This window comes from Microbacterium sp. BDGP8, from assembly GCF_029991045.1.
GTDB classification, from domain to species: Bacteria; Actinomycetota; Actinomycetes; order Actinomycetales; family Microbacteriaceae; genus Microbacterium; species Microbacterium plantarum.
In genome coordinates, this window is sequence record NZ_CP120712.1 from 1,416,327 (window position 1) to 1,438,613 (window position 22,287).

22 protein-coding genes and 4 tRNA genes are annotated in these 22,287 nt (G+C 69.9%); 21 read left to right on the forward strand and 5 right to left on the reverse strand.

The window, feature by feature from the left end; translation table 11 throughout:
* The first annotated feature begins 14 nt into the window (after positions 1-14).
* Complete coding sequence (locus tag P6897_RS06790) at positions 15-1,235, forward strand: alpha/beta fold hydrolase (RefSeq protein WP_274177697.1); 1,221 nt, start codon at positions 15-17, stop codon at positions 1,233-1,235.
* Here P6897_RS06790 and P6897_RS06795 read toward each other — a convergent pair.
* On the reverse strand, positions 1,189-1,896 hold the full coding sequence (locus tag P6897_RS06795; RefSeq protein WP_282502422.1) for a dihydrofolate reductase family protein: 708 nt from the start codon (positions 1,894-1,896) through the stop codon (positions 1,189-1,191). The two genes, P6897_RS06790 and P6897_RS06795, sit on opposite strands and share 47 nt — an antisense overlap.
* 33 nt (positions 1,897-1,929) lie before the next feature.
* Here P6897_RS06795 and zapE point away from each other — a divergent pair, with 33 nt between their 5' ends.
* The 4 genes from zapE (at position 1,930) to P6897_RS06815 (ending at position 6,011) form a co-directional block, all read left to right on the forward strand.
* Complete coding sequence (gene zapE, locus P6897_RS06800; protein ID WP_274177699.1) at positions 1,930-2,958, forward strand: cell division protein ZapE; 1,029 nt, start codon at positions 1,930-1,932, stop codon at positions 2,956-2,958.
* A gap of 165 nt (positions 2,959-3,123) precedes the next feature.
* Complete coding sequence (locus P6897_RS06805) at positions 3,124-4,392, forward strand: ammonium transporter (protein ID WP_112614198.1); 1,269 nt, start codon at positions 3,124-3,126, stop codon at positions 4,390-4,392.
* Positions 4,393-4,576: 184 nt separating this feature from the next.
* Positions 4,577-5,140: a type II toxin-antitoxin system PemK/MazF family toxin gene (locus P6897_RS06810; RefSeq protein ID WP_274177700.1), complete on the forward strand. Its 564-nt coding sequence runs from the start codon at positions 4,577-4,579 to the stop codon at positions 5,138-5,140.
* 136 nt (positions 5,141-5,276) lie between these two features.
* Positions 5,277-6,011 (forward strand): VIT family protein, encoded by a 735-nt coding sequence (locus P6897_RS06815; RefSeq protein ID WP_274177701.1) that lies wholly within the window; start codon positions 5,277-5,279, stop codon positions 6,009-6,011.
* Between the two features lie 156 nt (positions 6,012-6,167).
* On the opposite strand, the gene P6897_RS06820 is transcribed toward P6897_RS06815, so the two are convergent.
* A tRNA-Val gene (locus tag P6897_RS06820) sits at positions 6,168-6,244 on the reverse strand.
* A 151-nt stretch (positions 6,245-6,395) separates the two neighbouring features.
* On the opposite strand from P6897_RS06820, the gene P6897_RS06825 reads away from it, so the two are divergent.
* The 4 genes from P6897_RS06825 to P6897_RS06840 all read left to right on the forward strand — a co-directional run bounded on the left by P6897_RS06825 (position 6,396) and on the right by P6897_RS06840 (position 7,297).
* Positions 6,396-6,467, forward strand: a tRNA-Gly gene (locus P6897_RS06825).
* A gap of 55 nt (positions 6,468-6,522) precedes the next feature.
* Positions 6,523-6,593 (forward strand) — tRNA-Cys (locus tag P6897_RS06830).
* A gap of 27 nt (positions 6,594-6,620) precedes the next feature.
* Positions 6,621-6,692 (forward strand) — tRNA-Val (locus tag P6897_RS06835).
* Positions 6,693-6,790: 98 nt separating this feature from the next.
* On the forward strand, positions 6,791-7,297 hold the full coding sequence (locus tag P6897_RS06840) for an ACT domain-containing protein (protein ID WP_282502423.1): 507 nt from the start codon (positions 6,791-6,793) through the stop codon (positions 7,295-7,297).
* Between the two features lie 41 nt (positions 7,298-7,338).
* On the opposite strand, the gene P6897_RS06845 is transcribed toward P6897_RS06840, so the two are convergent.
* Positions 7,339-8,499 carry an SLC13 family permease gene (locus P6897_RS06845; protein WP_282502566.1) on the reverse strand — a complete coding sequence of 387 codons (1,161 nt, stop codon included), beginning with the start codon at positions 8,497-8,499 and terminating at the stop codon, positions 7,339-7,341.
* A 198-nt stretch (positions 8,500-8,697) separates the two neighbouring features.
* Here P6897_RS06845 and thrS point away from each other — a divergent pair, with 198 nt between their 5' ends.
* The 3 genes from thrS to P6897_RS06860 all read left to right on the forward strand — a co-directional run bounded on the left by thrS (position 8,698) and on the right by P6897_RS06860 (position 11,947).
* On the forward strand, positions 8,698-10,734 hold the full coding sequence (thrS, locus tag P6897_RS06850; protein WP_274177704.1) for a threonine--tRNA ligase: 2,037 nt from the start codon (positions 8,698-8,700) through the stop codon (positions 10,732-10,734).
* Positions 10,731-11,288, forward strand: coding sequence for an HIT domain-containing protein (locus tag P6897_RS06855; protein ID WP_282502424.1), 558 nt, complete (start codon positions 10,731-10,733; stop codon positions 11,286-11,288). Before thrS ends, P6897_RS06855 begins: the two co-directional genes overlap by 4 nt.
* 89 nt (positions 11,289-11,377) lie before the next feature.
* Positions 11,378-11,947 carry a hypothetical protein gene (locus P6897_RS06860; protein WP_282502425.1) on the forward strand — a complete coding sequence of 190 codons (570 nt, stop codon included), beginning with the start codon at positions 11,378-11,380 and terminating at the stop codon, positions 11,945-11,947.
* Between the two features lie 9 nt (positions 11,948-11,956).
* Here the strand turns inward: P6897_RS06860 and pdxY are convergent, their stop codons facing one another.
* Positions 11,957-12,808 carry a pyridoxal kinase PdxY gene (pdxY, locus tag P6897_RS06865; RefSeq protein WP_282502427.1) on the reverse strand — a complete coding sequence of 284 codons (852 nt, stop codon included), beginning with the start codon at positions 12,806-12,808 and terminating at the stop codon, positions 11,957-11,959.
* A 4-nt stretch (positions 12,809-12,812) separates the two neighbouring features.
* The gene (locus P6897_RS06870) at positions 12,813-14,141 is read right to left on the reverse strand and encodes an aminotransferase class I/II-fold pyridoxal phosphate-dependent enzyme (protein WP_274177707.1); all 1,329 of its coding nucleotides are present in this window, start codon (positions 14,139-14,141) and stop codon (positions 12,813-12,815) included.
* Positions 14,142-14,284: 143 nt separating this feature from the next.
* On the opposite strand from P6897_RS06870, the gene pdxS reads away from it, so the two are divergent.
* The 9 genes from pdxS to secF all read left to right on the forward strand — a co-directional run bounded on the left by pdxS (position 14,285) and on the right by secF (position 22,244).
* Complete coding sequence (gene pdxS / locus P6897_RS06875; RefSeq protein WP_282502567.1) at positions 14,285-15,124, forward strand: pyridoxal 5'-phosphate synthase lyase subunit PdxS; 840 nt, start codon at positions 14,285-14,287, stop codon at positions 15,122-15,124.
* 16 nt (positions 15,125-15,140) lie between these two features.
* Entirely contained in the window at positions 15,141-15,740 is a 600-nt protein-coding gene (gene pdxT, locus P6897_RS06880; RefSeq protein WP_282502428.1) for a pyridoxal 5'-phosphate synthase glutaminase subunit PdxT, read from the forward strand.
* 10 nt (positions 15,741-15,750) lie between these two features.
* A complete protein-coding gene (locus tag P6897_RS06885) occupies positions 15,751-16,512 on the forward strand; it encodes a YebC/PmpR family DNA-binding transcriptional regulator (RefSeq protein WP_112614218.1) in 762 nt (253 codons plus the stop codon).
* A gap of 124 nt (positions 16,513-16,636) precedes the next feature.
* Complete coding sequence (gene ruvC, locus P6897_RS06890; RefSeq protein WP_258524533.1) at positions 16,637-17,206, forward strand: crossover junction endodeoxyribonuclease RuvC; 570 nt, start codon at positions 16,637-16,639, stop codon at positions 17,204-17,206.
* A gap of 70 nt (positions 17,207-17,276) precedes the next feature.
* Positions 17,277-17,894 carry a Holliday junction branch migration protein RuvA gene (gene ruvA, locus P6897_RS06895; protein WP_112614222.1) on the forward strand — a complete coding sequence of 206 codons (618 nt, stop codon included), beginning with the start codon at positions 17,277-17,279 and terminating at the stop codon, positions 17,892-17,894.
* Positions 17,887-18,912, forward strand: coding sequence for a Holliday junction branch migration DNA helicase RuvB (gene ruvB, locus P6897_RS06900; RefSeq protein ID WP_112614224.1), 1,026 nt, complete (start codon positions 17,887-17,889; stop codon positions 18,910-18,912). The genes ruvA and ruvB overlap by 8 nt, the downstream gene beginning before the upstream one ends.
* Before the next feature lie 58 nt (positions 18,913-18,970).
* Positions 18,971-19,495, forward strand: coding sequence for a preprotein translocase subunit YajC (locus P6897_RS06905; RefSeq protein WP_348997236.1), 525 nt, complete (start codon positions 18,971-18,973; stop codon positions 19,493-19,495).
* A 44-nt stretch (positions 19,496-19,539) separates the two neighbouring features.
* Positions 19,540-21,255 carry a protein translocase subunit SecD gene (gene secD, locus P6897_RS06910; protein ID WP_282502429.1) on the forward strand — a complete coding sequence of 572 codons (1,716 nt, stop codon included), beginning with the start codon at positions 19,540-19,542 and terminating at the stop codon, positions 21,253-21,255.
* Positions 21,255-22,244 (forward strand): protein translocase subunit SecF, encoded by a 990-nt coding sequence (gene secF / locus P6897_RS06915; RefSeq protein WP_112614262.1) that lies wholly within the window; start codon positions 21,255-21,257, stop codon positions 22,242-22,244. Before secD ends, secF begins: the two co-directional genes overlap by 1 nt.
* Positions 22,245-22,287: the final 43 nt, after the last annotated feature.

The following is a 22,287-nucleotide window of genomic DNA, read 5'->3' on the forward strand; positions in this document are numbered from 1 at the left end:
AGAGTGAGGCCTCGATGATGGGTTCCAGGCGCGCCGGGGCTGCGGGCGCATCTCCCGCAGCAGCCACCGCCGCGAAGACGACGATCGCGGCGCTCGCCGGAGCCCTCGGTATCTCGCTCGCGGCGCTCGGCACCGTGTCGATGCGCGTAGCTCGCAGAGTCGTGACGCCCGCGGGGCGGGTGCCCGATACGGAACTGCTCGCCGTCGACGTTGCCGCGCAGACGCTCACCCTCTCGCGCACCCCAGACACCGAGCTCCCCGGTCGATACGGGCTGTTCACGACGGGCACCGCGTCGTACGTCAAGGTCGGTGCCGTGCTGGCTCTGGACGAGAGTTCGGTCAAGCGCAAGCTGCTCACGCAGATCGGAACCGACGACCGGCTGTCGGCTGCTGCCGCGTTCAGCGGCTGGTACTACTCCGATCCTGCGGAGCTGCACCTGCCGTACCACTCCGAGCTCGTCGGGTCCCCGCTCGGACCCTGCCCGGCATGGTTCTTCCCGGCCACGGACGAAACCGGAGCGCCGAGCGACACCTGGGTCATTCAGATCCACGGACGTGGCACGACGCGGACCGAGACGCTCCGCGCGGTGCCGGTGTTCCACGCCGCCGGTGTCTCATCCCTGCTGGTGTCGTATCGCAACGACGGCGAGGCGCCGCGCAGTCGCTCGGGCACGTACATGCTCGGCGCGACCGAATGGCGCGACGTGGATGCCGCGATCGGAGCGGCCCGCCGCCGCGGCGCGCGCCGGATCTTCCTCATGGGCTGGTCGATGGGCGGCGCGATCGCCCTCCAGGTGGCACTCAACTCGGCCCATCGCGACATCATCGCCGGAGTCGTGCTCGAATCGCCGGCGATCGACTGGCGCATCGTGCTCGACTACCAGGCGCACCTGCTGCGCATCCCGGGGCCGGTCGCGAGCACGGCCGTGCGGGCACTGGACAGTGAGTGGGGCTCGCGGGTCGTCGGGCTGAACACGCCGATACCGTTCGACCGGCTCGACGTGGTCGCGCGTGCGGCCGAGCTGCGGCATCCGATCCTCATCCTGCACAGCGACGACGACGGCTTCGTCCCCGCGGACGCGTCGTATCAGCTGGCGGAGGCGCGTCCCGACCTCGTCGAGCTCGAGGTGTTCCGGACCGCCCGGCACACGAAGCTGTGGAACTACGACCCCGAACGGTGGACTTCGGTCATCCGCGAGTGGCTCGAGCGCCGACGCTCAGCCGTAGATAGCTGAAGCCCGCGGCATCCATCAGGGCGCCCGCGACGGCGGTCGGCGGGTCGTCGGCGACCGGCAGGACCGCATGCCGGACGGGGCCGATCCGTGGCGCGACCGTGAGACAGATCTCGTCGACCACGCCCGCGGCGACGAACTGCGCTGCGAGGGTCGGTCCTCCCTCGCAGACGACGCGCTCCCAGCCGCGGGCCGATAGGGCGGCCAGCACGTCGTCTGGGGACAGATCGGGACCGCGGCCAGCGGTGACGACGGTGACCCCGGCCGGCGCCTCGGGGTGGATGCCGTCGGGGACGACGAGGACGACGCGCCCGGCCTCGGCCTCGGCCAGGCGGTGGCCGTCGAGACGCCCCGACCGCGAGACGATCGCGAGGGCAGCGGTGCGCGGGACGACGTAGCCCTCGGCCCGGACGCTCTCCGCGCCCACGACGACGACGTCGGCATCCCGGCGGATGATGCCGAGGATGCTGCGGTCGGTCGGGCTCGTGATGGTGTCGCTCGTCCCGTCACCGCCGGAAGCCGACCCGGTGAGGGTGGTCACCATGTTCAGGCGGACGTACGCGCCCGGCGCTCGCCGGTAGCGCCGCTCGAGCCACGCCCGTCCGTCATCCGTCGCGGAATCGGCGCTTTCGCCGGTTTCCGGAAGCATCTCGGTCACACGCACGGCGTCATCCTTTCACGCGGTTAGGGTTGATCCGTGACGAGCACATCCGCCGGAATCCTGCGTCTCAGCGACCGCCGTCCCGAGGTGAGCGGCACCGAGATGCTCGCCGCCCTGGTGCCGCCGCCGCAGTTCGACGCGGCGACGTTCGATTCGTACCGGGCCGACCCGCAGTACCCGTCGCAGCAAGAGGCGAAGGACCTCCTCGAGGCGTTCGCCGGGGGCAGCGCCCCCGCGGCGCGCGGGGGACTGTTCCGCCGTGCGAAGAAGGTGCCCGAGACGAAGCCCGGCGTCTATCTCGACGGCGGCTTCGGCGTCGGCAAGACCCACCTGCTCGCCGCGATCTATCACGCGATGCCGGCACGCCGGAAGTACTTCGGGTCGTTCATCGAGTACACCGCGCTCGTGGGGGCCGTCGGCTACCAGAACACCGTGCAGCTCCTCCGCGGGGCCGATCTGCTCTGCATCGACGAGTTCGAGCTCGACGACCCGGGCGACACGATGGTGATGACGCGGCTCCTCGGCGAGCTCGTCGCGTCGGGCACGCGTCTCGCGGCGACCTCGAACACGCCGCCGAACGCGCTGGGCGAGGGGCGATTCGCCGCTCAGGACTTCCTGCGCGAGATCCACGCGATGTCGGCGAGCTTCCAGACGATCCGGATCGACGGCACCGACTACCGGCAGCGTGCCGTCGACGGGCACGCCGTCGCACTCGCGCCCGATGAATACGAGGCGACGATCGCGGAGGCCGCGGCATCCGGACTCGTCTCGGACGACGCGTTCGCCGACGTCATCGCGCACCTCGCGACCGTCCACCCCTCGCGCTACATCCGTCTCGTCGATGACATCGCCACGATCGGCCTGCGTGACGTGACGCAGTTGACGGACCAGTCGGCCGCCCTGCGCTTCGTCGCGTTCGTCGACCGCGCCTACGACGCGCAGATCCCGATCCGCGCGACGGGGCGTCCGCTCGACGAGGTGTTCGGCGACGAGATGCTCGGCGGGGGATACCGCAAGAAGTACCTGCGCGCCATCTCGCGCCTCGTGGCTCTCACCCACTCCTGAGCGCCTGTGCAGGAGTCGTGCGGCGCGAGGAAACCTGATGTTTACCGGGGGAGCGGCAGCGTAACCGTTCGGAAACACGACTGCGCCGTCGGGGGAAACTGAGCGCCTCGACACTGAGGGGACCCGACGCTACACCTGCGTCCCTGCAGAGAGGTTCCCTTCGAGATGGATCAAGGCAACACCGCATTCATACTCATCGCGGCCGCATTCGTCCTGCTGATGACGCCAGGACTCGCGTTCTTCTACGGCGGTCTCGTCAAGGCCAAGAGCGTCATCAGCATGATGATGATGAGCTTCGGCGCCCTCGGGCTCATCGGCGTCCTCTGGGTGCTCTTCGGCTACGCCATCGCCTTCCCCGGCGCTGAGGGAACCGTCGCCCCCTGGTCGATCGACTGGAGCGCGATCGGTCTGAGCAGCCTGCTCGAGACGCCCGCCGACGCCGACTTCCCGCCGATGGCCTTCGTGTGCTTCCAGGCGACCTTCGCGATCCTCACCGTCGCGCTCGTCTCGGGCGCCATCGCCGACCGCGCCAAATTCGGTGCGTGGATGCTGTTCGCCGGCGTCTGGGCGACGATCGTCTACTTCCCCGTCGCGAGCTGGGTCTTCAACTTCGGCCTCGCTGATGACGGCTCCTTCGAATACGGCGGCTGGATCACCAAGGGCCTGCAGGATGTCTTCGGCGTCGGGGCGATCGACTTCGCCGGTGGTACCGCGGTGCACATCAACGCCGGTGCTGCGGCTCTCGCCCTCGCCCTGGTCCTCGGCAAGCGCGTCGGCTTCCAGAAGGGCGTCCACGTTCCCCACAACCCGCCGTTCGTGCTCCTCGGCGCCGGTCTGCTGTGGTTCGGCTGGTTCGGCTTCAACGCGGGCTCCGAGCTCGCTGCCGACGGCACCGCCGCGCTCGCCTTCATCAACACGATCGCCGCTCCCGCCGCGGCTCTCCTGGCCTGGCTGCTCGTCGAGAAGATCAAGGACGGCAAGCCCACCTCCGTCGGCGCCGCGTCGGGCGCTGTCGCGGGCCTCGTCGCCATCACCCCGGCGTGCGCCTCGGTGGACCCCATCTGGGCGATCGTGCTCGGCCTCATCGCCGGTGCCGCCTGCGCGCTGGCGATCGAGCTGAAGTACAAGCTCGGCTTCGACGACTCGCTCGACGTCGTGGGCATCCACCTCGTCGGCGGCCTCATCGGAACGCTCTACCTCGGCTTCTTCGCCAACGGCACGGGCCTGTTCATGGGCGGCGACGCCAGCCAGCTGATCGTCCAGGCGATCGCGGCCCTCGCTGTCCTCGTCTACTCCTTCGTGCTGGCCTTCATCATCGGCTTCGCGATCGAGAAGACCATCGGCTTCCGCGTGAAGAACGAGGACGAGATCGCCGGCATCGACACGGTCATGCACGGCGAGGTCGGCTACACCCTCTCGGACGCGAAGGTCTGATCAGACCCCGGCTCTGACCCGGGCGGGGCATCGCGGAGTGATCCGCGGTGTCCCGCCCTCTTTCTCGTTGGCGCTCGGTTGGCAGGCGGCGCCGCTTCGCGAGAGGTGAAGCGGCGCGAGCTGCCAGGCGAAGCGGAGGGGGAGACGGGCGCGCGCGCCTCGCGAGCTGGGTAGGTTTGGGCGCATGGGTGTGCTTTCGCGTGTGTGGGACCTGCTGCGACCGCGTCGGACGGCGGATGGCTCGGGTCGGCCGGCCGCTGCGCGTCCGCGGCCGGGGGCGGTCACGCCGGCTCGCCCGAACATGCCGTCCGCGTCGGGCGGAGGGGGCGCGGGCGCGGCATCCGTCGTCGAGGTGGCGCTGCCCGATGCGCGCAGCCTGCGTCTGGCTTACGAGCCGACGCCCGACGGGCAACCCGATCCCGGCGAGATCGTCTGGGCGTGGGTTCCGTATGCGGAGGATGCCGCGCGCGGCAAGGATCGCCCGCTGCTCGTCCTCGCACGCGCCGACAGTGGCCGCAGCTGGGCCATGAAGCTCACGAGCAAGCCGCACGACGGCGAGCGCGACCACATCCCGCTCGGGACGGGGGACTGGGACCGCGAGCGGCGACCATCGTGGCTCGACGTCGACCAGATCTACCTCGTGCCCACGAGCGGCATCCGCCGCACGGCCGGCGCCCTCGACCGCGCGACCTACGGTCGGGTCGCGCAAGCCCTCTCGCAGCGCTACGGCTGGCGCGCCGCGCGCTGACCCGCGCCGGCTCGGCGCCTCGAAAGCGCACCCTCTCGGCGAGGACGTGCCGGGGAGCGTGCGCTCTCGCGGAGACGGTGCGTCCTCGGCGCATGGGGGCCTGCCGTGATCGCCGCACGGGTGGTTTCATGGCGTCATGAGCGAATCGTTCTCGGCGGCCCCGGGGGCGCACCCGGGGGAGCCGCACGCGTCGTCCATGTCGGGGCGGCTGAACTGGTTGCGCGCGGGCGTCCTGGGCGCGAATGACGGCATCGTGTCGACCGCGGCCCTGGTCGTCGGTGTCGCGGGGGCGACGACGGGTGCCGCACCGATCTTCGCCGCCGGCGTCGCGGGCCTCGTGGGCGGCGCGATCTCCATGGCGCTCGGCGAGTACGTCTCGGTCAGCAGTCAGAGCGACAGTCAGCGGGCGATGATCACCAAGGAGCGCCGCGAGCTCGCCGAGGACCCCGAGGCGGAGCTCATAGAGCTGGCGGGGCTCTACGAGCAGCGCGGGCTCTCGCCCGAGACCGCGCGACGGGTGGCGGAGGAACTGACCGAGCACGATGTGGTCGCCGCGCACCTCGAGGCCGAGCTGGGGCTGACCGAGGACGAGGTCGTCAGTCCGTGGTCGGCGGCCGGAGCGAGTGCGCTCGCCTTCACCATCGGCGCGCTGCTGCCGCTCCTCGCGATCCTCCTGCCGCCCGCCGGCATCCGGGTTCCCGTCACTTTCGTCGCGGTCCTCATCGCTCTCGCTCTCACCGGCTACCTGAGCGCGCGTCTCGGCGACAGTCCGCCGCTTCGCCCCGTCATCCGGGTCGTCGTCGGAGGGGCACTCGCGCTGATCGCGACCTTCACGGTGGGCTCGCTCCTCGGCGTCTCCGGCGCCGTCTGACCCGGCTCCCGCGGGCGATGTCGAGCGCGGAGAGAACGCACCGCTGACGCGAGGACGCATGGTGTTCGGTGCGTGCTCGCGGCCTTGGTGCGTCCTCGCCGCCCGCAGAGTGCACGCCCAACGAAAAACGCCCCGGCTGTGAGAGCCGGGGCGGGGTGGTGGGCGATGCGGGACTCGAACCCACGACCTCTTCCGTGTGAAGGAAGCGCGCTAACCAACTGCGCCAATCGCCCATCTGGCCCGTGAGGGCCGAGACACGAGCATACCGGATGCCGCGACGGTTCCCGAACGCGGCGGCGAGACACGCGCGGGGCGACGCCGGTTTTGCACTCGTGCGATCGTCGGCTAATGTTTAACAAGTGCCGGAGCGATCCGGAACGAAATGCGGATGTAGCGCAGTGGTAGCGCATCACCTTGCCAAGGTGAGGGTCGCGAGTTCGAATCTCGTCATCCGCTCGAGTGCGAGGATCTCCCGTCAGGGAGATCCGGCACGTGGGTCAGAACCACACACGGTGGCGTGGCCGAGCGGCTAGGCACCGGCCTGCAAAGCCGTTTACACGGGTTCGAATCCCGTCGCCACCTCGCCTCATAACTGAACAGCCTGTATAGGCGCGATTGGCGCAGCGGTAGCGCGCTTCCCTGACACGGAAGAGGTCACTGGTTCGATCCCAGTATCGCGCACCGAGAAACCCCCGGTTCTGCCGGGGGTTTTGTCGTTCGCGGGTCGGTGACCTGGGTCTCCGCTGCGCCGGAGTTCTCCGCCGGTTAGGCTCGGCGCCATGACTCAGCTCGTGCTCACCGTCGTCGGAGACGACCGGGTCGGACTTGTCCGCACGCTCGCCGACACCGTCGCCGCGCACGGCGGCAACTGGGAGCGCAGCGAACTCGCGGAGCTCGCCGGCGCCTTCGCGGGGATCGTGCTGGTGGAGGTGCCCGCCGATCGCGAGGCCGGCCTCGTCGAGGCGCTCGAGCGTCTGGACGGCTTGCTGCGCATCACGACACACCAGCCGTTGACGCCAGTCGTCGCGAGCGGGCAAGTGCTGCGTTTCACGGTGCTCGGCAACGATCGTCCCGGAATCGTGCGCGAGGTGAGCGACGCGATCGGCGCCCACGCGCTGAGCATCGACGCGCTGACCAGCCGCACCCTCGACGCTCCGATGGCGGGCGGCACGCTGTTCGAGGCGACTCTCGTGGTCCGCCTGCCCGCGGAGTTCGACGCCGCCGACATCGTGGCGGACCTCGAGCGTCTCGCGGGTGAGATCCAGGTCGACCTCACCCTGACGTGAGCCTCGACGCCTCTAGTGGCTACGGCCGGGCGAGGTGAGGCTCAGCGCAGCGCGAGCGGCAGGACCGACAAGCCGACGACGAGCGGTGCCGCAACGAGGCCCCAGAGGATGAAGCGCCGCCAGGGGACGTCGACACCCACCGCGTGCAGCCGCTCGTGCCAGAGCAGCGTCGCGAGCGACGCCCACGGGGTGATGAGCGGTCCCGCATTGACACCGACGAGCAGCGCGCCGAGACGCTCCGGGGTTCCCGCCGCCGACTCGAGCAGCAGGTACGCGGGCAGGTTGTCGACGGTGTTCGCCGCGACGAGGGCGGTGCCCGCCATGCGCCACAGCTCGAACGGCCCGCCGGCCTCTCCGGCGACCAGCGACACCACCGTTGCGGAGCCGAGGGACTCGAGCGCCGCCATGGCGGTGAACAGTCCCGCCGCGAACACGAGCAGCTGCCACGGGACGAGGCGCGCGGAGAGCCCGCGGGGCGATCGCCATGCGAAGAGTCCGATGAGCAGAATCGCGGCGACCGTCGCCGGGATCCACGGCTCCAGCCCGCTGACGAGGGCCGGCATGAGTGCGAGGACGACGACGGATGCCACGACCAGCTGCATCCGGTCGGTGACGCGCGGCACAGGCGCGGGCTCGAAGCGCCCGACGAGCGAGCGCCGGTGGACGGCGAACAGCAGCGCGACCGTCACGAGGATCGCGACGGCTGCAGACGGCCCCATCAGCGCGAGGAACGCCAGGGGGCCGCCCTCGGGCAGCCGGCTGAGGGCCAGCAGGTTGGTCAGGTTCGACACGGGGAGCACGAGCGAAGCGGTGTTCGCGAGCCACACCGTTGTGAAGGCGAAGGGCAGCGGCGGCAGTCCGTTGGCGCGTGCGACGGCGACGACGACCGGGGTGAGCAGCACCGCGGTCGTGTCGAGCGAGAGGAAGGCCGTGGCGAGGACGGCGAGCGCCACGACGAGGAGCCAGAGCACAATGGTCCGGCCCCGGGAGGCGCGGGCGAGCCGGCCGGCCGCGACGTCGAACACGCCGGCCTTCGCCGCCAGCTCCGCCACGATCGTGACGGCGACCACGAAAGCGAGGATCGGGGCGACACGCTCGGCGATCCCGACGAGATCGTCCGGGGGCAGCACGCCGGAGACCACCGCGCCCGCCGCCACGAGCAGCAGTGCGGCTCCGGCGATGGCGAGCTTCACGGCATCCATCATGGGCCCTCGGGGCCCGCTCTGAAGTCGACGACGCTCACGAGTAGGATCGACGCATGGAACGACGCCGGATCGGAGCCCGTGTGCTCACCCGCTTCGTCGCCGCCGGCCGAACGCTCTCGGCCTGAGCGGGCGGGACGCGGCGAGCGTCCGAAGCTGAGTAGCCTTGATCCGAGCCACCCATCTGGAGATGTTCCCTTGACTGACGTCGTTTCCCCGTCGGACGTGTCGTACCCCGCCGACGGCTTCGCCCTCTTCCCCGACCGCTCCGTCGTCGCTCTGCGCGTCAACGGCGATCTGAAGGACCTCGCGACGGTCGTCGCCGAGACGGATGCCGTCGAGCCGGTGACCGTATCGAGCCCCGACGGTCTCGCGATCCTCCGCCACTCGACGGCGCACGTGCTGGCCCAGGCCGTGCAGCGCATCCGGCCGCAGTCGAACCTCGGAATCGGACCGCCCATCGAGGACGGCTTCTACTACGACTTCGGCGTCGATGAGCCCTTCACTCCGGAGGACCTCAAGTCGATCAAGAAGGAGATGGAGCGCATCGTCCGCGAGAACCAGCGGTTCGTCCGCCGGGTCGTCACCGCTGACGAGGCGCGCGCCGAGCTCGCCGACGAGCCCTTCAAGCTCGAGCTCGTAGACCTCGCCGGCGGCCCCGGGTCGGGCGCTGACGCGGCAGAGGGGGCGTCGGCCGAGATCGGCGCCGGTGAGCTGACGATCTACGACAACGTCACCCGCGACGGGGAGACCGCCTGGAAGGATCTCTGCCGCGGACCGCACGTGCCCGGCACCCGTATGGTCGGCAACGGCTGGGACCTGACCCGGGTGGCGGCCGCCTACTGGCGCGGCAGCGAGAAGAACCCGCAGCTGCAGCGCATCTACGGCACCGCCTGGCCGTCGAAGGACGAACTGCGCGCGTACCAGGAACGCCTCGCCGAGGCGGCCCGCCGCGATCACCGCAAGCTCGGCGTCGAGCTCGACCTGTTCTCGTTCCCCGACGAGATCGGCCCCGGCCTATCGGTGTTCCACCCCAAGGGCGGCATCATCCGCTACGAGATCGAGCGCTACATGCGCGAGCAGCTGCTCGCGAACGACTACGAGGTCGTGAACACGCCGCACATCACCAAGGGCGATCTGTTCATGACGAGCGGCCACCTGCAGTGGTATGCCGACGGCATGTACCCGCCCATGAAGCTCGATGAGACCGTCGACGCCGAGGGCAACGTGACGCGGCAGGGGCAGGAGTACTACCTCAAGCCGATGAACTGCCCGTTCCACAACCTGATCTTCCGCTCGCGCGGACGCAGCTACCGCGAGCTGCCGCTGCGGCTCAGCGAGTTCGGGTCTGTCTACCGCTACGAGAAGAGCGGCACGCTGTCCGGGCTCACCCGCGTGCGCGGCATGACCCAGGACGACACTCACATCTACGTCACCCCCGACCAGGTCGAGGACGAGCTCGTGCGGAGCCTCGAGTTCGTGCTGCAGACTCTGCGCGACTACGGACTCAACGACTTCTACCTCGAGCTGTCGACGAAGGAGGAGGGCAACCCGAAGTTCATCGGCGACGACTCCCTCTGGCAGCAGGCGACCGAGACGCTCCGGCGTGTTGCCGAGGGGTCGGGTCTCGAGCTCGTTCCGGATCCCGGCGGCGCGGCGTTCTACGGCCCGAAGATCTCGGTGCAGGCCCGCGATGCGATCGGCCGCACCTGGCAGATGTCAACCATCCAGCTCGATTTCAATCAGCCCGAGCGTTTCGAACTCGAGTACACCGGCCCTGACGGCGAGAAGCACCGCCCGGTGATGATCCACCGTGCTCTGTTCGGGTCGATCGAGCGCTTCTTCGCGATCCTGCTCGAGCACTACGCGGGTGCCTTCCCGGTCTGGCTCGCGCCCGTGCAGGTCGTCGGCATCCCCGTCGCCGACGACTACGCGCCGTACCTGCAGGAGATCGTCTCGCGTCTGCGCAAGGCCGGCGTCCGTGCCGAGCTCGACCGCTCCGATGACCGGATGCAGAAGAAGATCCGCACCCACACCACGCAGAAGGTTCCGCTGCAGCTCATCGCGGGCGAACAGGACCGCGCCGGAGGCACGGTCTCGTTCCGCTTCCGCGACGGATCGCAGACCAACGGCGTCGCCGTGGACGAAGCCGTCGAGCGCATCCTGGCGGCCATCGCGAACCGCACGCTCGTCGACACGGCGGAGCACCTGGACGCTGCGGGACAGCTCGCGTGACCGGCTCGTCGGACACCCCGCGCCCGGTCGAGGACGCCGCGCACCTGGCCGGGGTGCCCGACGAGTTCCAGCGGCTGTGGACTCCGCACCGGATGGCGTACATCCAGGCCGGTCCCGAGCCGCTGCGCGACGAGTGCCCCTTCTGTGCGGCGCCCGGCAAGTCGGATGCCGACGGCCTCATCGTCGCGCGGGGGCGCACCGCCTACGTGCTGCTGAACCTCTTCCCGTACAACTCGGGTCACCTGCTGGTGTGCCCGTACCGGCACATCCCGACGTACGACCTCGCGACCGCTGAGGAGGTGGCCGAGATCGGCGCGCTGACGCAGACGGCCATGCGCGTGCTGCGGGAGGTGTCGCGGTGCGACGGTTTCAACCTCGGAATGAATCAGGGCGCGGTCGCGGGCGCCGGCGTCGACGGGCACCTGCACCAGCACGTCGTGCCCCGGTGGGCGACCGACGCGAACTTCTTCCCGATCATCGCGAAGACGAAGGCACTCCCGCAGCTGCTCGGCGAGGTCCGCGAAGCGGTCGCGGGCGCCTGGCCGACCGACTGACCAGTCCTTCCTCGTGCTCGACCCCGAGCGCAAGCCCCGCCGTGGGGCGCCGCGGGGACGATAACCTGAGCGCTCCCTGAGGAGGTACCATGTCGATCACCGCCCGTCCCCGTACCGCGACCCTCGCCGCACTGGCCGTCCTGGGCGTGGTCGCCCTGGCGGGGTGCACGCCCGCGAGTGATGCGGGCTCTTCGGAGGGGACTCCGACTCCGGCTCCGACGGCGTCCGCGCAGGAGGAGAGCTCGGCTGCGACCCCCGACGCGGGCGACGCTCTCGCCGAGCGCGACGCCTTCATCGCGGAGCAGCAGCAGCCGGTGGGACAGCCCACGCTGACCGCGAAGACGCCCGCGCAGCAGGAGCTCGTCGCACAGCAGCGCGCGCACCTCGAGGCGAACGGCGGACAGTGGTCCGAGCAGGCCGAGACCGTGACGCTCGCCCTTGCCCTGGACGCGTGCGAGACCTCCATCCTCAACGGGCACCAGGTCGACGAGAACGTGTTCCAGATGCACGTCACGTCGTCGCCGCTCATCCAGAGCCTCGCCGTCGACGACGCGTCGCGCGAGGGCGCCGTGAGCATCATGGTCTTCGGCACGCGGTTCCTCTGCCCGGACGACGCTCCGCAGTGGGAGCAGGCGTGGACGGAGTCCGGCGGACAGTAGTGACGCCGGTCAGCGCACCTGCTCGACCGTGAACTGCATCCGCGGGTGCGCGTAGGCCTCCTGGCTCTCGACGAGCTGGAGTTCGCGCTCGCCCGACTCGTGCGTACGCGTGAGCAGGTCGAACACGCTCGAGGTCGTGCGCGCCAGCGCCTCGGCTGCGGAGCCGGTGCTGCGGTAGTGAGCGGTGAACAGGGCCGCCGTCACATCGCCGGATCCGTTCGCCTTCATGGGAATGTGGGGCGTGCGGACGATCCAAGCCCCGGCGTCGTCCGCGGCGAGCATCTCGATCGTGCCTTCGGGTCGGTCCGGGCGCTCGACGCTCGTCACGAGCACGGTGCGCGGACCCATCGCGCGGGCGGCGTCGACGGATGCGAGAGTCGAGTCGAGATCGGTCGGCTCGGTCTCGGTCAGGAAGCCGAGCTCGAACTGGTTCGGGGTGATGATGTCTGCGGCCGGCACGACGCGCTCGCGGAGCAGGATCGGGATCGCGGGCGCCACGAAGCACCCGGACTTCGCGTTGCCCATGACGGGGTCGCACGCGTACACCGCATCCGGGTTCGCGGCCTTGACACGCGCGACGGTCTCGAGGATGACGTCGGCGATGCCCTCGCCCCCCTGGTAGCCCGACAGGACGACGTCGATCTGCGGGAAGGCGCCGCGATCCTCGACACCCGCGATGACGGCGCGGACGTCGTCCGGGCTGATCATCGGGCCACCCCAGGCGCCGTACCCGGTGTGGTTGGAGAAGTTCACCGTGTAGACCGGCATGACCTCCACGCCGATGCGCTGCAGCGGGAACACCGCGGCGGAGTTGCCGACGTGTCCGTATGCGACGGCCGACTGGATCGAGAGCACCTTCATGGGGTCATGCCTTTCGAGAGGGGAGGGCGGATGCGACGAGGTCGCGCGTGAGCAGTGCGGCGTCGGCGTCGTTCAGGTCGTGCACGGTCAGCCGCAGGTGGCGCGAGGGTGCATCGTCGGCCAGCCGGAATTCGTCGCCGGTGCGCGCGAGCCAGCCCCGGCGCATCAGGGCGTCGGCGACGGAGCGGGCGGTGCCGGGTACCTCGACCCAGAGACTGAGTCCGTCACCGGGTGCGCAGGGGAGGCCCGCGCGCGTCAGCTCGGCTGCGAAGGCGCTGTTGCGGTCGGCGTAGTGAGCCCGAGCGGCGGCGATCGTGCCGGCGGCGGTGTCGTCCGAGACGAGAGCGTGTGTAAGGCGCTGCAGCAGGTGGCTGACCCATGTGGTGCCCGAGCCGAGGCGCAGGGCCAGGCGTTCCGCGGTCGTGGGGTCGGATGCCGTGACCGCGAGGCACATGTCCGGTCCGAGGAACTTCGACACCGAGCGCACCCGTGCCCAGCGTTCGTGCTGGTCGCCGATGACCGAGCGGTACGGCTGGGTCGACAGGAGGGAGAAGTGATCGTCCTCGATGACGAGGACGAACGGATGATCGGCCAGTACCGCGCGCAGGGCTGCCGCGCGCTCGGCCGACAGGCTCGCACCGGTGGGATTCTGCGCTCGCGGGGTGATGACGACAGCGCGGGCGCCCGCATCCAGGGCTGCTCGCAGTCCATCGACCGTCATGCCCTCGTTGTCGACGGGCACCGGGATCGCGCGGTAGCCGGCGAGGCGCACCGTGTGGATGCTCGCGAGGAAGCACGGGTCTTCGAGGGCAACCGCGTCGTCGCGGGTGAGAGCCTGCGCCAGGAGGCGCTCGACGGCGTCGACGGCGCCACCGGTGACGGTGAGGTGGATGTCGGCATCCGCTGCCGTGTCAGCGGCGAACCAGTTCCTGGCCCAGGCTGCGAGACCGGCGTCGATGACCGGCTCGCCGTACAGGACGGGGCGTCCGGCGACTCGGCCGAGCACGCCGCGCGGATCGGGGATGAGAGCAGGATCCGGATTTCCGGACCCGACGTCGCGCAGCACCGTGTCGGCGGCCACGCCCTCGGCGGCGACGGGGGAGACCTCGGCGATTCGCGTTCCGCCGCGGCCGCGGGCCACGACGACGCCGGCCTGCGCGAGGAGCCGGTAGGCGGCGACCACGGTGTTCCGGTTGACGCCGAGCTGCTCCGCCAGGGCGCGCACCGGTGGCAGCGCGTCGTCCGCGCGCAGGGCGCCTCGCTCGAGCAGCATCCGGACGCTGTCGGCGATCTCACCCGCCGTGTGTCCGGTGATCGTGTCACGGGAAGTCATCGGGACGATCTTATGTCGGATGCCATGCTACTTTTTGGCCTAGGCCGAACTGCATCCCGAGAAGACGGCCGGATCGGAGCCCCATCGTGTCGAACGACCAGACCGTCACCGGATCATCGCGCGTCAAGCGCGGCCTCGCAGAGATGCTGAAGGGCGGCGTCATCATGGACGTCGTCACCGCCGATCAGGCACGGGTCGCGGAGGATGCCGGCGCCGTGGCCGTCATGGCGCTCGAGCGCGTCCCCGCCGACATCCGCGCCCAGGGCGGGGTGGCGCGCATGAGCGACCCCGACCTGATCGACGAGATCATCGCGTCGGTGTCGATCCCCGTGATGGCGAAGGCGCGCATCGGGCACTTCGTCGAAGCGCGCGTGCTCCAGGAGCTCGGTGTGGACTACATCGACGAGTCCGAAGTGCTGTCGCCGGCCGACTACACGCACCACATCGACAAGTGGGGCTTCACCGTCCCGTTCGTGTGCGGTGCCACAAACCTCGGCGAGGCTCTGCGTCGCATCACGGAGGGGGCCGCGATGATCCGCTCCAAGGGCGAGGCCGGCACGGGCGACGTCTCGGAGGCGACGCGCCACATCCGCACGATCACCGCCGAGATCCGTGCTCTGCAGGCGAAGAGCCCCGACGAGCTGTACGTCGCGGCGAAGGAGCTCCAGGCGCCGTACGACCTCGTCGCCGAGGTCGCAGCCACCGGCACCCTGCCGGTCGTGCTCTTCACCGCGGGCGGTGTCGCCACCCCTGCCGACGCCGCGATGATGATGCAGCTCGGCGCGGACGGCGTCTTCGTGGGTTCCGGCATCTTCAAGTCGGGCGACCCCGCTCGCCGTGCCGCGGCCATCGTGAAGGCGACCACCTTCCACGATGACGCCGCCGTCGTCGCCGAGGCCTCGCGCGGACTCGGCGAGGCGATGGTCGGCATCAACGTCTCCGATCTGCCTGCCCCGCACCGTCTCGCCGATCGCGGCTGGTGAGTCGGTGGACGAAGGGATGCCGCCGCGCGTCGGAGTCCTCGCCCTGCAGGGAGACGTCCGCGAACACCTGCGCGTGCTCACGGAGCTCGGCGCGACGGCATCCCTCGTCCGTCGTCCCGGCGACCTGGCGGCGGTAGACGGTCTCGTCCTGCCGGGCGGTGAGTCGAGCGTCATCGACAAGCTGGCACGCGCGTTCGGGATGCAGCAGCCCATCCGCGACGCGATCGCCGCGGGCCTCCCCGTCTACGGCACCTGCGCCGGGCTCATCCTGCTCGCCGACCGCCTCGACGGGGCGATCGCGGGTCAGGAGACTTTCGGCGGGCTCGACGTGACCGTGCGACGGAACGCCTTCGGCGGGCAGACCGAATCGTTCGAGACGGCGCTCGCCGTCGCGGGCTGGGACGCGCCCGTCCACGCGGCGTTCATCCGAGCGCCGCTCGTCACCGAGCTCGGGCCGCGGGTGCGGTCGCTCGCGACCCTGCCGGATGGCGGGGTCGTCGCGGTCGAGCAGGGCCGTCTGCTCGCGACGGCGTTCCACCCGGAGGTCTCGGGCGAGCGCCGCTTCCACGAGAGGTTCCTCGCGCACGTCCGCGAGGCGAGCGCATCCGCCCGGTAAGATCGAGCGCATGTCCGGTCACTCCAAATGGGCCACGACCAAGCACAAGAAAGCCGTCGTCGACGCGCGCCGTGCCAAGTCGTGGGCCAAGCTCATCAAGAACATCGAGGTCGCTGCCAAGCTCGGCGGCCCCGATCTGCAGGGCAACCCCACGCTCTTCGACGCCGTCCTGAAGGCCAAGAAGACCTCGGTCCCGAAAGACAACATCGACCGCGCGATCAAGCGCGGCGCCGGTATCGGCGGCGAGGCCGTCGAGTACTCCTCGATCATGTACGAGGGCTACGGACCGAACGGCGTCGCGTTCCTCATCGAGTGTCTGACCGACAACAAGAACCGCGCCGCGGCCGAAGTCCGCACCGCTCTCAGCCGTAACGGCGGAACGCTGGCCGACCCGGGCAGCGTCGCTTACAACTTCAGCCGCAAAGGCGTCATCGTCGTCCCGTCCGAGGGCACGACCGAAGACGACGTCATGCTCGCGGTCCTCGAAGCGGGGGCGGAAGAGGTCGAGCCGCACGGCGACGGCTTCGGCGTCATCACCGAGGCCTCCGACCTCGTGTCGGTGCGCAGCGCCCTGCAGGACGCCGGCATCGAGTACGACTCCGCCGACGTCGAGTTCGTCCCCTCGCTCAAGGTGGAGGTCGACGCCGACACCGCCCGCAAGGTGTTCCGTCTCATCGACGCCCTCGAGGACAGCGACGACGTGCAGAACGTCTACACGAACTTCGACCTCACCCCCGAGGTGCAGGCCGAGCTCGAGAGCGACGACGAGTAACAGTCCGAGCATCGCTCGCAGTTCCCGGCATCCCGCGCAGCCCATTTCGCGTCGGATGCCGGGAACTGCGCGTTTCGCGGGTTGTCGCCGCTCCGCTCGGCTGCGGCAGACGTAGCGTGGGGGAGTGACCTCTCTGCGCGTGCTCGGTGTCGATCCCGGGCTCACCCGATGCGGAGTCGGCGTCGTCGACGTCGCCCGCGATCGATCCGCCGCCCTCGTGCATGTCGGGGTTGTCCGATCCGACGTCGAGCTGCCGATCGAGCGGCGGCTCGCGACGATCGCAGCGGGCCTGCGCGCGGTCATCGCAGAGCACCAGCCTCACGTCGTCGCCGTCGAGCGGGTCTTCGCTCAGCACAACCGGAGCACCGTCATGGGGACGGCGCAGGCGAGCGGCATCGCGCTGCTCGTCGCCGCGGAGAGCGGCCTCGATGCCGCGACCCACACGCCCTCCGAGGTCAAGGCGGCGATCACCGGCTACGGCTCGGCGGAGAAGCTGCAGGTGCAGACGATGGTCGCCCGCGTGCTGCGCCTGGACTCGCTGCCCCAGCCCGCGGATGCCGCTGATGCGCTGGCCCTCGCGATCTGCCATGCGTGGCGACGCGGTGTCGGCGGCCCGGCGTCGTCGTCCGGCACAGCGGCGCTCACTCCGGCGCAGCGGGCGTGGGCGGACGCCGAGCGCCTGGCCCGGCGCTGACGCTCCCACCCGGTGGTGAGCGACGCGTGTCGCTCGAACATACCTGCGAAGCGGCGCCTAGGCTCGGATCATGATCTCCTCCCTGCGCGGCAGCGTGCTGCACCTCGAGTCCGACAGCGTCGTCATCGACGTCGGCGGGGTCGGGTTCTCGGTCGCCGTGACCCCCGACATCCCGCGCTCGTTCCACGTCGGCGATGAGATCGTGCTGCACACGAACCTCGTCGTCCGCGAAGACGCGCTCTCGCTGTTCGGTTTCGAGACGCGCGAGCAGCTCGGAGTCTTCCTGCTGCTCATCGGCGTGACCGGTGTCGGACCGAAGTCGGCTCTCGGCGTGCTGTCGGCACTGAGCGTCGCCCAGATCGCCGAGGCGGTCACCGCCGAAGACGACGCCCCGTTCCGACGGGTGTCGGGCATCGGGCCCAAGACCGCGAAGCTCATCGTGGTACAGCTGGCGGGCAAGCTGCAGGCGGTGCCGTCTGCTCAGCCGGCGTCCGCTCCCTCGGGGGGAGGGACGCTCGTGGGTCAGGTCGTCGCAGCGCTCGTGGCTCTGGGGTGGAGCGAACGCGTGGCCGCGGATGCCGTCGCGCAGGTCACGGCGGATGCTGCGGCCCCCGCGACCGTGCCCGCTCTGCTGAAGCTCGCGCTCGCGCAGCTCGGGCCGGCGCGACCGGAGCAGACCGGTGTCTGACGCGCACGAGCTCGCCGCCGACGAGACCGAACTGGCCGTCGAGGGGGCACTACGGCCGACCTCGCTCGCGGAGTTCGTCGGACAGCAGAAGGTGCGCGGGCAGCTCGAGCTGCTTCTGCAGGCGGCCGCGATGCAGGACCGTCCAGCCGACCACATCCTGCTGTCGGGACCTCCCGGTCTCGGGAAGACGACGCTCGCGATGATCGTCGCCCACGAGAGCGGCCGGCCGCTGCGGATGTCGAGCGGCCCGGCGATCCAGCACGCGGGCGATCTCGCGGCGCTGCTGTCGAGCCTCGTGCCCGGCGAGGTGCTCTTCATCGACGAGATCCACCGTATGGCGCGCTCGGCGGAGGAGATGCTGTACCTCGCGATGGAGGACTTCCGCATCGACATCATGGTCGGCAAGGGTGCCGGTGCCACCAGCATCCCTCTCGAGCTGGCCCCGTTCACCCTCGTCGGCGCAACGACCCGGTCGGGCCTCCTGCCCAACCCGCTTCGCGACCGGTTCGGGTTCACCGCGCACATGGAGTACTACGAGCCGGAGGAGCTCGAACGCGTGATCCAGCGGTCCGCGAGCGTCCTCGCCGTCGACGTCCCGGCCGTCGCACGGGCTGAGATCGCGCGCCGCTCCCGCGGCACACCGCGCATCGCGAACCGCCTGCTGCGCCGCGTCCGAGACTTCGTCGTGGTGCACGGTGACACGGCGGCGGGTGCGACGGAGGCGGATGTCGCGGCCGCGCTCGAGCTGTACGACGTCGACGCTATCGGCCTCGATCGGCTCGACCGTGCCGTGCTCGACGCACTCGTGCGCCGATTCGGCGGTGGGCCCGTCGGGCTCAACACCCTCGCGGTCACGGTCGGGGAGGAAGCGGAGACGATCGAGTCGGTCGTCGAGCCGTACCTCGTCCGCATCGGGTTCGTGGGCCGGTCGCCGCGCGGCCGCGTCGCGATGCCCTCGGCCTACCGCCACCTGGGCGTTCCCCGCGCCGACGGGGCGCTCGAGATCGATGACCTATAATCGCTGAAGGCTTCTCGCCGACGAATCCCGAGGGTGCGCATTCTTCGCGTGCCTACCCGTGAAAGGTGCTCCCACCTCCATGCTCTTCTTCGCCACCACTCCGGCCGACGCCCCTCCCGCGAACCCGGCGGTGCAGTTCTTCGCCGAGTACGGTCTGCTGATCATCCTCGCGCTGCTCATCGTCTTCATGTTCTGGAGCCAGCGCCGTCGCGCGCAGCGGATGAAGGCGGAGCAGGCGGAGAAGTCCCGCCAGCTGCTTCCCGGAGCGAAGGTGCTGCTGCAGGGCGGCTTCTACGGCACGATCGTCGAGTACGACGGCGAGGACCTCTCGAAGTCGGCTCGTGTCGAGCTCGCGCCCGGCGTCGAGGTCGAGGTGCACAGCCAGGCGATCCTGCGGGTGGTCGACCCCGCAGAGGGAACGCTCACCGAGGACGAGTACATCGAGGCCGAAGAGCACCACGACGAGTACGTCGCCGATGTCGAGCAGGGTCTGATCACCTCGGTCAGCGACGACGCCGCGCGTGATCGCGCCGACGCCGCCTCCGAGGGCGCGGTCGACCGCGACGACAAGCCCCGCGCCTGATCCGCCGCTGACCCGGCGCTCGCTCGACGAAAGCTGACCTCCCCGTGGCGACTTCCACACCTGTGCGCCGTGCCTGGCGCGCGCTGACCGGACTCGTGGTCCTGACGGCGCTCCTGTTCGGTATCAACGCGCTCGGCGTCTATGTGTTCAAGGCGAGTTCGTGGGCTCCGGAGCTCGCACTCGACCTCCAGGGCGGGACGCAGATCATCCTCGAGGCGCAGTCCGACGGGGCGGCGCCCTCGAGCGAGCAGATGCAGCAGGCGGCGTCCATCATCCGACAGCGCGTCGACGCATCCGGCCTGGTCGAGGCCGACATCGCCACGCAGGCCGGCAACCAGATCGTCGTTCAGCTTCCGGGCGAGGTCGATGACGAGACCCGTGAGCGTATCGACGCCTCGGCCCAGCTGCAGTTGCGCGCGGTGCTCTACACCGGCTCACCCGCCACCAGCTTCGTCGGCGACGACGGCAACGAGACGCCGTACCCCACTCCCGATCCCGACCTCCCGGCGACCCCGTCGACGACGCCGTCCAATGGCAGCGACCCGGCGTGGATCACCGAGGCGCTGCAGGCTCAGTTCCTCGCCTACGACTGCGCGAATCCGGCGAACGACCCCGCGGACGCACCGGCCGATCAGCCGCTCGTCACCTGCGACCGCACCGGGACCGCGAAGTACATCCTCGGCCCGGTCGAGCTCGACGGCTCGTCCATCGACAACGCCACGAACGGTCTCGAGCAGAGCACCGGTCGCTGGGCCGTGAACATCACGTTCGATCAGCAGGGCACCGAGACGTTCGGCAAGATCAGCCAGCGACTCTACGGGCAGCAGTCGCCGCTCAACCAGTTCGCCTTCGTGCTCGACGGCGCTGTGCTGTCGGCGCCCTCCATGGATGCCGTCATCCTCACCGGCAAGCCGTCCATCACGGGCACGTTCGACCAGGACAGCTCGAAGGTGCTCGCCGACCAGCTGAAGTTCGGTGCTCTGCCGCTGAGCTTCGAGGTGCAGAGCACCAACACGATCTCCGCGACGCTCGGCTCCCAGCAGCTGCAGATCGGTCTCATCGCCGGCCTCATCGGCCTCGCGCTCGTCGCGGTGTACTCGCTCGTCGTATACCGGGCGCTCGGAACCGTCATCATCGCGTCACTGGTGGTCATGGCCGTGCTCACCTACGCGGCGCTCACGATCCTCGCCTGGCGCATGGGCTTCCGGCTCTCGCTGGCCGGTGTCGCGGGCCTCATCGTGACCATCGGGTTCACCGCAGACTCCTTCATCGTCTACTTCGAACGCATCAGAGACGAGCTGCGCGACGGCAAGTCGATCACGAGCGCGGTCGAGGACGGCTGGTCCCGCGCCAAGCGGACCATCTTCATCTCGAAGTCGATCAACATCCTCGCCGCGGTCGTGCTGTACATCCTGGCCGACTCGACGGTGAAGGGCTTCGCGTTCACCCTCGGGCTCACGACCGCGATCGACATCCTGATCTTCATCCTCTTCACGCATCCCGTGCTGCAGCTGCTCGTGCGCACGCGGTTCTTCGGGTCGGGGCACAGGCTGTCGGGTCTCGACCCGGACGCTCTGGGCGCCGTGTACCGCGGACGGGCGCAGTTCCGCGAGCCGGTCGCCGCGGCGGCGAAGACCTCTGCAGGACGCCGCGCAGCGAAGTCGCGTGGTGAGGCCGAACGGCGACAGACGATCGCGGAGCGCAAGCGTGCTGAACAGGCCGCAGGCGACCAGCGCGATGCGACGGGGGACAAGCACTGATGCGTTTCTTCAATCGGTTCGGCAACGACCTCTACACGGGGAAGCTCTCGTTCCCCTTCGTCGCCCGTCGCACGCTGTGGTTCATCATCGCCGCCGCCCTCGTGCTGGGCTCGGTGCTCGTCCTCGTGGTCAAGCCGCCGCAGTTCTCGATCGAGTTCACGGGCGGATCGCAGTTCACCGTCACGAACGTGTCGAACACCGATCAGCTGCTCGCGACCGACGCGGTGCAGGAGGTCGTGCCCGGCGCGACGACGAAGGTGACGACGATCGGCGAGGACGCTGTGCGCGTGCAGACCGACCAGATGTCCGACGCCGAGACCCGCGACGTCACGGCGCGACTGGCCGAGGCGTACGACGTCCCGGCCGCCGAGGTGAGCTCATCGTTCATCGGGCCGAGCTGGGGCCAGGACGTCACCCGACAGTCGCTGTGGGGCCTGGCGATCTTCCTCGCGCTGACGTTCCTGATCCTGGCGCTGTACTTCCGCACCTGGAAGATGTCCGTCGCCGCCATCATCGGCCTGGTCGACGTGCTCGTCGTGACCGTGGGCGTCTACTCGCTCTTCGGGTTCGAGATCTCTCCCGCGGCGGTCATCGGCTTCCTCACGATCCTGTCCTACTCGCTGTACGACACCACGGTCGTGTTCGACAAGGTCCGCGAGAACACGTTCGAAGACGGCGAGAAGTCGGGGCGGACGTTCGGCGAGTCGGTCAACCTTGCGGCCAACCAGACGCTCGTGCGCTCGATCAACACGACGATCGTTGCGGCCCTTCCGACCGGTGCGATCCTCTTCATCGGTGCGCTCTGGCTGGGTGCTCAGACTCTCACCGACATCTCGCTGTCGATCTTCGTCGGGACGCTCGTCGCCGCCTACTCGACGCTCTTCGTCGCGGTGCCGCTGTTCGCCCTGCTGCGCGAGAACGAGCCCGCCATCAAGGCGAACGACACCCGGGTTCTCGAGTCGCGCGAGCGTGCTTCGGTCGAGGCCTGAGCGCCGCCAGGGCGCGTAGAATCGATGTCTGCATGGCGGAGGT